5 protein-coding genes and 1 riboswitch are annotated in these 13,141 nt (G+C 47.3%); of the genes, 1 reads left to right on the plus strand and 4 read right to left on the minus strand.

Annotation, left to right across the window (positions count from 1 at the left end):
- Window positions 1–144: 144 nt before the first annotated feature.
- From BLHYD_RS09610 to BLHYD_RS09620, 3 genes are all read right to left on the minus strand, one after another.
- Window positions 145–3,594, minus strand: a complete 3,450-nt coding sequence (locus BLHYD_RS09610) for a pyruvate carboxylase (RefSeq protein ID WP_021845346.1) — start codon at window positions 3,592–3,594, stop codon at window positions 145–147.
- A 192-nt stretch (window positions 3,595–3,786) separates the two neighbouring features.
- Window positions 3,787–4,221, minus strand: coding sequence for an RrF2 family transcriptional regulator (locus BLHYD_RS09615; RefSeq protein WP_005946266.1), 435 nt, complete (start codon window positions 4,219–4,221; stop codon window positions 3,787–3,789).
- A 105-nt stretch (window positions 4,222–4,326) separates the two neighbouring features.
- Entirely contained in the window at window positions 4,327–5,061 is a 735-nt protein-coding gene (locus BLHYD_RS09620) for a cytochrome c biogenesis CcdA family protein (protein WP_005946268.1), read from the minus strand.
- Between the two features lie 378 nt (window positions 5,062–5,439).
- Between BLHYD_RS09620 and BLHYD_RS09625 the strand changes: the two genes are divergently transcribed.
- Window positions 5,440–7,071 carry an ABC-F family ATP-binding cassette domain-containing protein gene (locus BLHYD_RS09625; protein ID WP_005946286.1) on the plus strand — a complete coding sequence of 544 codons (1,632 nt, stop codon included), beginning with the start codon at window positions 5,440–5,442 and terminating at the stop codon, window positions 7,069–7,071.
- Between the two features lie 70 nt (window positions 7,072–7,141).
- Here the strand turns inward: BLHYD_RS09625 and BLHYD_RS09630 are convergent, their stop codons facing one another.
- Complete coding sequence (locus BLHYD_RS09630; protein ID WP_260784498.1) at window positions 7,142–12,616, minus strand: Ig-like domain-containing protein; 5,475 nt, start codon at window positions 12,614–12,616, stop codon at window positions 7,142–7,144.
- A gap of 194 nt (window positions 12,617–12,810) precedes the next feature.
- A riboswitch (cobalamin riboswitch) is annotated at window positions 12,811–12,997 on the minus strand.
- Window positions 12,998–13,141 lie beyond the last annotated feature (144 nt).

Consider the following 13,141-nt stretch of genomic DNA (forward strand, 5'->3'; position numbering starts at 1 on the left):
AAGGATTCCCGGTCTCAGAACAAAATATACCCTGAGCACCGCGAAAGTCCCACCATCCGGATGGTCTGCCGACACATTTTCTTCCATCTATATGCATGACTTTTGCGTACCTGCTCAGGGTATCTTTTTAAATGCTCGCTGTGGTTACTCGCCTTTTTCTTCTCTGATCTTCACCACCAACTGATTGGCAATCAGTTGGTTCCCCTCTTTCACAAAGATCTTATCAATAACTCCACCCACTTTTGCCAGAATATTACTCTCCATCTTCATGGCCTCAATGACTGCCACTGGCTGTCCAGCCGTGACCTCATCTCCTTCGCTCACCAAAAGTTTTGTGATCGTACCTGGAATGTTTGCACCGACCTCTAGATCATTGTCAGGGTCTGCCACCAAAATAGACTCCTTGCTAGCTTTCGTATTCGCAGTCTTGTCCAAAATCGTCACGGAACGAATACTTCCGTTGATCTGGAAGACGACTTCTCTCTCTCCATTTTCGTTGGCAGGCTTCGCCTCCAACATCTTGATGATCATCTCTTTACCCTCTTCAATCTTCACACCACAGGTCTCTTCCAGATTGATTCCGTGGAAGAAGACATCACTGCCCATCCTGCGCAGGCTGCCCTCTTTTTTCAGCTTTGTGCGGTAGTCTTCATAGACTTTCGGATACATACAGTAACTCATAATCTGCTGACCGCTGGCGTCCATATCGAATTTCTCATCCAGATATTTTTTGATCGCCTGGAAGTCTTCGTCAGGCAACAGTTCCCCCGGTCTACAGGTAATCGCTTTTTTGTCTTTCAGAACAATCTTTTGCAGATCTTCTGGGAATCCGCCCTGGGGCTGACCAATCATTCCCTCGAAATAAGAGACAACAGAATCTGGGAAATCCATCGCCTTTCCTTTCTCGCAGACATTCTCCGGTGTCAAATCGTTCTGAACCATAAAGATCGCCAAATCTCCCACGACCTTTGAGGACGGTGTTACTTTTACGATATCTCCCAGCATGAGATTTACCTTCTTGTACATGGACTTCACTTCCTGGAACCGATGTCCCAATCCGAAGCTCTCCACCTGGGATTTGAAATTGGAGTACTGACCACCAGGCATCTCGTAATAGTAAATCTCTGTGGTACCTGTCTTCAAATCCGACTCAAATTGTTTGTAAACTGGCCGTACTGCCTCCCAGTACGCAGAGATCTCATCCAAGCCTTCTAATGGTAGCCCTGTGTCTCTCTCTGAATTCTCCAGCGCAGCCACCAGGGAATTTAAAGAAGGCTGACTGGTCAATCCTGCCATACTGCTGAACGCAGCATCTACCACATCCACACCAGCCATGGCTGCCATCATCAAAGTAGCACCTCCATTGCCGCTGGTGTCGTGGGTGTGCAGGTGTACCGGAATACTCAGCTCGTTTTTCAGCGCTGTAATCAACTTGTGAGCCGCCAGTGGCTTGAGTAGGCTGGACATGTCTTTGATTGCCAGCATATGTGCGCCTCTGCGTTCCAATTCCTTCGCCAATTCCACATAATATTTCAGGTTATATTTTTCTCTGGATTCATCCAGAATATCTCCGGTATAACAGATACAAGCCTCCGCGACTTTCCCCTGTCTGAGAACCTCATCAAGGGCCACTTCCATACCCTGTATCCAGTTCAGGGAGTCAAAGATACGGAACACATCGATGCCGGCCTGTGCAGACTCCTTGATGAATTCGCGGATGACATTATCTGGATAATTCTTATACCCGACAGCATTCGCACCGCGAAACAGCATCTGAAACAGCACATTGGGTATCTTCTCTCTCAAAGTCGCAAGCCGCTCCCAGGGAGACTCACCCAAAAAACGGTAGGCTACATCGAAGGTCGCTCCGCCCCACATTTCCAGGGAAAACAAATCTCTCCCATAATAAGCCATCGCCGGAGCGATTTTCTCCATATCAATGGTACGCATCCTCGTAGCCATCAAAGACTGATGTGCATCCCTCATGGTTGTATCCGTGATCAGCAGTCTCTTCTGCTCCAATACCCATTTGGAAAATTTCTCAGGCCCCATCTTCTGTAAAAGCTGTCTGGTACCACAAAGTTTTTGAATCTCCTCATCTTTAATTCGTGGAAATGCCGGCACGTCAAACTGAGGTTTGTTACCTTTCACCTCGTTGACATACTTATTCCCCAGATATTTTAGAATCCGAAGTTCCTCCGTCTCCCCCTGGTTGATGTGCATCAGCTCTGGATGTTTTCCGATAAAATTCGTGTCGCACTTTCCTTCCACAAAAGTAGGATGATTCAGCACGTTCTGCAAAAAACGAATGTTGGTTTTCACACCTTCCACCACAGTCTCTGAGAGAGCCCGGTAGGCTTTTGTCCTGGCATCCTGGAAGTTTCTTCCCCAAGAAGTAATCTTCACCAACAGACTGTCATAATAGGGGGAAACCACCGCCCCTGTAAAACCGGAATCTCCATCCAGACGAATTCCAAACCCTGACCCGGTCCGGTAGATATCAATTTTCCCAGTGTCCGGTGCAAATCCGTTTACCGGGTCTTCCGTGGTGATTCTGCACTGTATCGCAGCTCCCCTCATGGAAATGTCCTTCTGAGACTGGATACCAATCTCCTGTGAATCCAGCGAATAGCCCTGCGCGATCAGAATCTGAGCCTGAACCAAGTCCACGCCCGTGACCATCTCTGTGACCGTGTGCTCCACCTGAATTCGAGTGTTCATTTCAATAAAATAGTGGTTTCCGTCATTGTCCAACAGAAACTCCACGGTACCCGCACTCTTATAATTTACTTCTCTGGCAATCTTCAGCGCGTCCTCACAGATCGCCTCCCGCTGTGCCTGAGTTAAAATCTGCGATGGAGTAAATTCAATGACTTTTTGGTGCCTTCTCTGAACAGAACAATCCCTCTCATAGAGATGAACTAAATTTCCATACTCATCTCCTAGAACCTGAACTTCAATATGTTTGGGATTTTCTATGTATTTCTCAATGAAAATATCGTCGATGCCGAAAGCTTTGCGCGCTTCGCTCTGGGCATTGTTAAACTCTGCCAAGAGATCTTTTTCTTCCCGCACAATTCTCATACCGCGGCCCCCACCGCCGGCAGACGCCTTCAGCATAACCGGATAACCACAGGATCTGGCGAACGCAATCGCATCTTTCTCGCTCTTAATCGCCTCGTCTACACCGGGAACGGTACCTACACCCGCCTTATGCGCTACTAGCTTAGACTGAATTTTGTCTCCCACCCGGCTCATCATATCCGCTGTGGGGCCGATAAATGTGATTCCTGCTTCCTCACACTGCTTCGCGAAATCGCGATTTTCTGACAAAAAGCCGTAGCCTGGATGAATCGCATCTACACTCTTTGCCTTTGCCAGCTCAATAATCTGAGAGATACCTAAATAAGCCTCCAGCGGAGACTTGCCTTTTCCTATCTGATAAGACTCATCGGCTTTCGTTCGGAACAGAGCATTTTTGTCCTCCTCCGAATAGATGGCCACAGATCGGATGCCAAGCTCTTTGCAGGCCCGAATCACTCTTAGGGCAATTTCCCCCCGGTTTGCCACTAAGATTCTTTTAAATTTTTTCATACCTTCTCCATACACCTCCTAAGTAATTTTAAATACTATAACGAATTTCTTAATAATTGTCAATAAATTTGCGATATTTATTAATTTTTTTAGTAATTATTCATTCCCGTTCCAGTACCGCCAACAGAAAAATGCCAAAGGGTTTCTCAGCATTTCCAAAACCCTCTGGCATTCCCTCTATCTATTCACTTTTTATTCTCCAACTACTTTTTCTTTTTTCTCTGACTCTCCGAGAATCTCTTGAAGAGATCTCTCACTTAACATATCTTGAAGACGTTCCTGAATTCGGAGCAATTCTTGGTGTACCTCACAACCTCCATCTAATTTTTCATCCCGACAACATTTCTTTTTGGGGTTCATGCATTCAATGATATACATTCCTGGGTCAATCGCCAGGTAGACATCTAACAAAGTGATCTCGGAGACGCTTTTCTTCAAAGAATAGCCGCCATGGACACCCCGATACCCCCGGACGATTTTTGCCTTTTGCAGTTTTTTCAAAATCTTATAGGCAAATGGAGCTGTGATCTCTTCCCGCTCACAGATATCATTCACGCTCAACCGTTCTTCGCCCGACAATGCACGGATTACCCTCACCGCATAATCGCACTCTCTTGTAATTAACATATAAGCCTCCTGCCATCGTTATTCTAAATTTAATCAAGGCCCGATCTTACCTCTTTCGTATTGCTACTATCAAAATTATACCAATTTAGAGCAGAATATGCAACCTCAATTTTCTACAAAAAACATACCCAGACCGATGGCAAATATCAAAAGTCCCACCACAACTTTCAACACTTTTCCAACTTTCTGAGAACTTGGACGATTCATCAAATCTTCCACCGCCCCATAGCTGGTGCCCGCCACAACCAGAAGTATGCTATGCCCCAGCGCATACAAAATCATTAAAAATATTCCCCACCATATTCCATGTCCAGACTCCACCACCATAGCCAACAGAGCCAACATCACCGGAGTCGCACAGTGTGAAGCAAAGACACCACCCAAAGCTCCCGTCAAAAAGGCCCCTTTATATCCAGTACCCCGAATCAATTTACGGGGACTATGGCATTCACAGTGGTCATGGTCTTTGCAGTCATCACCATGCTCATGTTCCGGCAACAGATGAATCACACCCCAAATCTGTAAGGCCATCACCACCATCAATACACCCAGCAACACGTGCCACCAGTGCCCCATCCCATGCATCACATGACCAATCGCAGAGGCAACGCTTCCGAACACCGCGAAAGTCACAGCCATCCCCAGCGCCATCGTCAGCGACAGCCGAAGCGCTTTTCTTTTGCTGTCAGACGCTGCCCCTACATAGGCCAAAATCATCGGAACTGCTGACAACGAACAGGGTGTAAAAGATGTCACAACCCCTGCCACCAGACTCAAAACTGGGGCAAACCAAAGATTTTCTCTCATCAGGCCAGTTAATGTCTCTAGCCAGACATTCATGGAATCACTCTCCTTTATTCTAATTCAATTATTCTACTCTATTCAGCAGCCAAACACCGTAAAAAAGAATCTTGCTTGCAGGATTCTTCGCCTGCGTCGGGGGCAAAGCGGCATCTTCCACTCCGCCGCAGCACAATCCACGCGGAACGTTTGCGTAATTGGAAAAAACTTTCACGTATTAGCATGACAAGGTCTTTCCTATTACAGAACAAAGTGAACAAGCCCACTTCGTTAGCCTCAATTCTTTATGTTATATCACGAAAGAAAAAGAATGTCAAAGAAAAGCTTGCAAATTTGGAGAGATACGGTAAAATAAGTACATGTGTGTTGTTTGTACTGCGCACCACAGAAATAATTATATGAAAATGAGGTCAAATTATGATTGCAGCAAATAATGTAACCTTACGAATTGGAAAAAAAGCGTTGTTTGAAGACGTAAATATCAAGTTTACCGAGGGTAATTGTTATGGTCTGATTGGAGCCAACGGCGCCGGTAAATCTACCTTTCTCAAAATCCTGTCCGGACAACTTGAAACCACAAAGGGAGAGATCTCCATCACTCCTGGACAGCGTCTGTCCTTCCTACAGCAGGACCATTTCAAATATGATGACTTTCAGGTTTTAGATACCGTTATCATGGGAAATGCCCGGCTCTATGAAATCATGAAAGAGAAAGAGGCCATCTACGCCAAAGAGGAGTTTACCGATGAGGATGGCATCCGAGCCAGTGAGCTAGAGGGAGAGTTCGCAGAGATGAATGGATGGGAGGCAGAATCAGATGCCGCTACTTTGCTAAATGGCCTCGGTGTGGACACAGATCTGCACTATGCGACCATGCGTGACTTAAACGGCAGCATCAAGGTAAAAGTGCTGTTAGCTCAAGCGCTGTTCGGCAATCCTGACATTCTGTTGTTGGACGAGCCGACAAACCACCTAGACCTACCTGCCATCGAATGGCTGGAAGAATTTTTGATTAATTTTGATAATACCGTGATCGTAGTCTCACACGACCGTTATTTTTTGAATAAAGTATGTACCCATATCGCGGACATCGACTACGGAAAAATCCAACTCTACGCCGGCAACTATGACTTTTGGTTTGAGTCCAGCCAGTTGCTGGTAAAGCAGATGAAAGAGGCTAACAAAAAGAAAGAGGAAAAGATCAAAGAATTACAGGAGTTTATTTCCCGTTTCAGTGCCAATGCGTCTAAGTCCAAGCAGGCAACTTCCAGAAAACGTGCACTGGAAAAAATTCAGTTGGATGAGATGCGTCCGTCCAGCCGAAAATATCCCTACATTGATTTTCGTCCCAACCGTGAAATTGGAAATGAGGTTCTCATGGTGGAAAACCTCTCCAAAACCATCGACGGTGTAAAAGTGATCGACAATGTCACCTTTACTCTAGGACACGACGACAAGGTCGCTTTTGTCGGGACAAATGAATTGGCCATCACCACCTTCTTCCGCATTCTTACCGGTGAATTGGAACCCGACGAAGGAACCTATAAATGGGGAGTTACTACTTCCCAGGCCTATTTTCCTAAAGACAGCACTGCCGAGTTTGACAATGATCTCACAATCGCAGACTGGCTTACTCAGTATTCTGAGATCAAAGATGCCACTTACGTGCGCGGTTTTCTGGGCCGCATGCTCTTCGCAGGTGAGGATGGAGTCAAAAAGGTCCGTGTACTTTCCGGAGGCGAGAAGGTTCGTTGTCTTCTGTCCAAAATGATGATCTCCGGGGCCAATATCCTGCTCTTAGACGAGCCGACCAACCATCTGGATATGGAATCCATCACCGCGCTGAACAACGGCCTGATTAAATTCCCAGGAGTCATCTTGTTTGCCTCCCACGATCATCAGTTTGTTCAGACCACAGCGAACCGTATTATGGAATTCTTACCCAACGGAACTATGGTGGACAAAATCACAACCTACGATGAATATCTGGCCAGTGATGAAATGGCCAAAAAACGCCATGTATATCAGATGAACGAAGAAGACAACTAAACAAGCCATTATAAATAGCCCTCCGGAAGCTTCACACTTCCGGAGGGCTTTCTTTTATACGGACAGCCGATTATTTCGTGCTTCCTTTCGCCAATGAAGAATAAGCGCCAAATACTTTCTCACCGTTTACCGTGCGGTATGCCCGGATTCGGTATTGATAAGTAGTATTTTTCTTCAGGCCTTTCTCTGTATAAGAAGTCGTGCTTCCACTGTTGATCTGTGTCACATAATCCCATTTACCGGTCTTTGCGTCGACACGATAAATACGATAGCCGCTGGCTCCGTTTACTCTTCCCCAGTTGATTTTCAGGCTGGTAGCAGATGCTTTTTTTACAGAATTAATCACAACCTGCTTCGGCACTGCCTTTCCAGTCTTTCCGTCAGAATACGCACCGAACACCTTAGTGCCATTTACATTCTGATAAGCTCTTATGTAATAAGTATACGTCTTTCCAGTCGTCACACCTGTATGAGTATAAGATGTGGTTCCTGCCCCTACCTGTGTCACATATTTCCAGCTGGAATTATCAACTTTATAGTACAGACGGTAGCCATCCGCTCCCTCTACTTCATTCCAGCTCACTTTCAGGTTGCAGTATCCCCAGCTCTGTACCTTCGTGATCTCTACCTTGTCCACACTCAATTTTGCCTTCAGGCCCGCAGACTCATACGGTCCTAACTGTGTCTTTCCACCCAATGTGTAGAGTGCACGCACCGTATAGATATAGGTATCTCCCAGAGTCAGCCCGCTGTCCTTATAGCTGGCGGTATCTGCATCCACATTTGCAATCGCCTTGAAGTAGCCTCCGGCAGTCTTTCGATATACACGGTAGCCCTCTGCACCTTTGACTTTCTCCCAGGTCAGTTCCAGTGCGTCATCGCCTGCTTTTTCTAGGGAGACTAGAGGCGTCTTCTCGTTCATCACATTCTTCAGCTCTTCCAGTCTCTCCTCTGCCTCAAACAGAGTCTCATCGTTGGTTACAAATGCCTTCTGCGTCCTGGTCAGCTTATCATAAGCTTCTCTGACTGCCTGAATAGCCTCCTCTTTATCCAGTGTCACTTCTCCGATCTGATCGATCAGCCCCATAACTTCAATGGCTGCCACTTCATCCTCAGAGAGAGTTACCTCGATCTCACAGGTGGCAATCGCATCTCCTGCGATTCCATAGATGGTCGCAGTTCCTACTCCTACTGCTTTGATGATACCATTTTTCACGGTGAGCACATCTGTATCGCTGGAAGTCCAGCTGAACTTGCTCATATCCGCGTCTTCTGGCTGGAAGTCAATGGTATCCAGCTCAATGCTGCTGCCCTTGAGCATACCCAGTTTCGTCGCGCTGATGATCAAATCCGTCACTGGTTTTGACACGACGATCTTGCAGCTGACTTTCCTATTATTTTTCAGAGTTGCCGTGATGGTCGCGGTTCCATAGTCCACGGCCTTCACGGAACCACTGGAATTCACTGTCGCTACTTCTTCATTGTCCGAAGACCATGTGATGGATTTCGTATCTCCGCCGCTTGGCTGATATTCTATCTCAGAACTCATTCTCAAGCTATCACCTTTTTCCACGTCATAGCTTCCCTGCTCAAATGCAAGCGTTTCGATATAGTTGGCGTTTACGACCACCTCGGTCTCTGCAGTGTAGGTACCGCTTGGAGCTGTCACTGTCGCGGTGATCTTTGCAGTTCCCGCTGCTTTCGCCTCCACACTCACACCAGTTTTGCTGGTACTGGAAACCACAGCGATGCTCTCATCGCTGGAAACCGCTGTAACCTCCAGCGCTTCTGTATAATTGCTCGGTATCACTGCAAGCCCCAGAGACTTCTTAGTACCGATGTTTTTGATCTCTGTGACAGCATCCTTGAACACGACTGCCTCTACCGGATACTCTACCACCGTCACCTTAGCACTGGCCGTCAGCCTCCCGTAAGAAGCCGTAATCGTAACCGTACCTGGCTTGATTCCCTTTACATAACCTGTATTCCCCACAGTGGCAATCGTGCTATCTGAACTACTCCAGCTCACTTTGGAACTGCTGTAATCCGATTTCGACGGGCTGGCCGTCACACCCAAACTCTGGGATTTTCCGACACCAATCTCCATCTCTGGCGTATTCATGGAGATAGACTCCACACTTGGAACTTCTTTTACCACGACTTCACAAGAATCAGAGAATTTTCCCACTTTCGCGGTCAGTGTAACCGTACCTTTTTTCTTTGGCGTAAAGCTTCCATATGAAGAAGTCGATGTCACATTCAGTACAGAAGGATCGCTGCTCTCCCAGGTAACCTTGGTATCGTCCGTGGTATCAGACGGGTTAAAGGATACTCTGACAGAAGTGTACTCTCCCACATAGGCTTCCAGCTTATCTGTTTCCAGAGAAATTCCTTCCAGAGGAATCTCTACGACTTCAATCTCGAAAGATTTGCTGATGTCTCCCAGTTTCGCTGTGATCGTCGCTTTCCCAGGTGCGACACCTTTTAACGTTCCGTAAGAATTCTTGGCTTTGCTAATCGATACCACATTGGTATCGCTGGAGGTCCACTCCACCTCATTCTGATTATCCGGTGTGCTGACCGGTTCAAAATCCAGATATACGGACTTGCTCTTGCCCACATTCAGGCTCTGCGGAATCTCCCGGAACTCAAAATCCGTCACATTGATTTCTTGAACGGTCACGTGATAAGACACACTCTGTGCTCCGATCTTCACGATCACATCTGCCTCTCCATCCGCCACGCCTTTTAGAGTAACTCCACTGGCATTGGCAGTTGCAGTCACCACATTCTTGTTGGTGGATACCACCGTCGGGGTCTTATCTTCTGTCGTGTCGGCAGGAAGCACCTGATAGGACAGTTTCTTGGTTTTCTTCGGCTGCAAAGTAATTTTCGTCTCTCCTGACTCGATGCCTGTGATCGGAATATCTCTCACTGTCACCTGGCAGGATGCCAAAAAGTCTCCCACAGCTGCTGTCACCGTCGTGGTTCCTGGAGCTACGCCCATAATTTCACCGTTTGTCACAACTGCTACACCGGTGTCTTCCACCGTCCAGGTCACGTCCCTTGCATCCGTGGTGTTCTCCGGTGCATACAGAACTTCCAGCTCCTTCGTCTCTGCCCTTGTCAGAGTTACTTCCTCTTCCGCCAGTGAAATTCCAGTCATCGTCACAACAGGCACTGTAATCTCACAGGAGTCGCTCCACTCTCCATGTCTGGCAGTGACCGTGGCCTTTCCTGCGTTCTTGGCAGTTACGGTACCGTCTGCCTCCACTTCCACGATATTCTCATCTGAAGATTCCCACTGTACCTGAATCGGCACCGTGATATCTTCCGGTTCATAGACAACTTCCAGTTTCTTGCTAGTCATATTCTCCAGAGTCAGGTCCTTCTCTTTCAAGGACATGGAAGTTGGCTGTTCTCCTGCCATCGCCTCGTTTAAAGCCTCACATGCCTCATCAACAGTGTCCTGAGATGCCGGCAAATCCAACATCACTTCGTTGGCTTTTTCATATGCTGCCTTAATCTCTTCGTTCGCCAGAAGCATTTCCTTGTTCTGCGCACTATTCACCGTCGCAATCGCAGTTGATAAATCATCCTTCACTGCACGAATCTTGCCAACTCCGTCGTCGCCGCCCATGGCATGGCCGCCTCCGATATCTGCCCCATAGGCCAAAGTGAACTGAACGCGGACAACGTCTCCGTCAGAGAGATAGCTGTCTGCAAAACCTACGTTTGGAAATACGTTGTTCAGGCAGTACATCCAGCCGGAGCCCTGGGCATAGTCGAACTCTCCCAGCTGTCCTTCCGTCCCCTCTCTCCATTCAATGGACAGATCACTGAGGTCTTCATTCATAGACGCATTTTCCAGATTCAGTTCCTTCGTCGCAGAGCCTGGTCTAGACGCATTGGCTCCTACGATCGCAGACAGATAGAAGCCACTCTCCACGGTTCCAGTGTTGGTGTAATCATAGCCGTTCTCCTGAATCAGGCGAACCAGAGCCTCTGCTGCATTCTCACCTTCATAGATCGGCACCTTAATGGGTTCCACAATATAGCCGCAGTTGATGGTGATCGCCTCGATGTCAAAAGTCGCGTAGCCGATCAATTCCCCTTCTTCTGCTTTGGTATAGTAGATTTTATATTCCTGGGTGACTGTCTGTCCGATGGAGTCCGTCACAGAAATTAGAACCGTGTGTTCTCCATTTTTTTTGTCTTTGAAGTTCAGGGTATAACTGGTCTTCGTGTCATCATCCCAGTTATAAGCCACGCTGGACCCATCCAGCTTCACGGAAGATGCCAGTTTATTTCCAGCGGAATCCCTGGCGATAACGTCGAAGGTTTTCCGGCTAGCCCTAAGCTGAATGCCATCCTCTAGAGTCGTCTCGATGGTGGGCGCGCTCCAGACAGACACTTCACAGCTGGCAGAGATTTCACCGACACTCGCCGTGACGGTGGCATCGCCCTTCGCAACTGCAGTGATTGTTCCATCCTCCACTTTTACAATCTGCTCATCGCTGGACTCCCAGGTAATCTGTCTCTCAAAATAAGGATCCTCTGGAACAGTCGCCGCCTCCAGCTCCATTTCTTGACCGATTCCCATGGCTACGGAAGAACGGTTCAGTGTGATCTCACCGAGCGTCGACTCACAAGCCTCCACATCGACTTTGATGATTTCACCTAGATTGCCTGTCAGATCTTCTGCGACCAGATACACGGCGCAGGCCTCCTCTGTCAATCCTTCCAGGGTGACTTCATTTTCATCCACACCTATCGTGAAAGTCTTTGCAGAATCTTTGTCGATCTGCGCGGGCGCTTCCTCATCCACACCCTGTACTACATAATACCCAGTTCCCCCTTCATCGCTGTTAAAGCTTAAGGTCACTGTCTCCATGGCTCTCTCTGTCACTGAGATATCACTCAGAACAGGTGCCGACTCATCGGTCGTCTCTGTCAGAAAAATGATCTCATCGCCATCATAGATTTCATAATTGTTGACATAAATGGAAGTTCCATACTCTCCGGCTGCCACCCCATTTACAATAAAAGTAAAATTCCGGGTGTCGACACCGCTCACCTTGATGACATTTCCAGCTTCGTCCAAATCCAGATAATCCCGGATGTTTTCCGGGGTGGCATCGAACATCTCAATCTGAGTCAGAACCAGCGCGTCCAGCAGAGTATACTGTCCCTGCTCCACATCAATATCCGGGCCGTAGGTAAAACCATACTTCTGTGCCAGCATCGGTGTCATAGCCTGGTCCGAATCATTCTGGTAGATCTCTTCCTCCCCCTTCATCATGCTGATATAGAAATATCTATCCCACCAGACATCATCGTCGGAGGCAAATACTGTCTCCTGCTCTTCTTCCTCAAAAGATACCGCTGCATCCGCAGTTTCTTCCTGAAACGCTTCGACGTTCGAAGAGTTTCCCAGCTCCGAAGCGGATTCTTCTGTGGCAGCCATCGCTGTCGCAGGCATCGAAGTGAGAATCATCAACATCGCCATCATCAGGCAGAGGATTCTCCTTCCTCGCTTTTTCATAAGTTTCACTCCTTTCTTTTTTTCCATAGTACTTGAAGTGAAGAACCCGACAAGCCATAATATTTTCCATATATAAGGAAAAGAGAGCCCCGGGAGTTTTAAAAAAAAGAGCCTGTCAGGCTCTATCTTTAAAATAACTTTTTGCCATATACAAAAAGCTCTCGGACTCTCTTCTCAATCCGCCTTGCTTACGAATCTCCCACTTAAACTGCGTTGCTGTATCCTGACTCGAGTTCCTCCTACTAGAAACGCCTTCCCAGATCTCTCCAGTGGCCCTATGTTCCGTTCGTCCCTCATACAGTAGAGATAGACTGTCCCGGATTCTCACCGGGTTCCCTTCAAACAGGTAAAAATACCTGACCGCAGTTCTATTCAATTTATACTATGGATTTACTTTCTTAGTATAACGAATATAGGCAATTTTGTCAAGAAAATAACTCTTGTTCACTCCGCCTTCTGCCTTCCTGTCCGAATACCAGTCTCATCTTTGTAGACGCCGCCTGTAACTTTTCCACGCAGGCTCTG

Origin of the sequence: Blautia hydrogenotrophica DSM 10507 (assembly GCF_034356035.1) — a bacterium.
Lineage (GTDB): Bacteria > Bacillota > Clostridia > Lachnospirales > Lachnospiraceae > Blautia_A > Blautia_A hydrogenotrophica.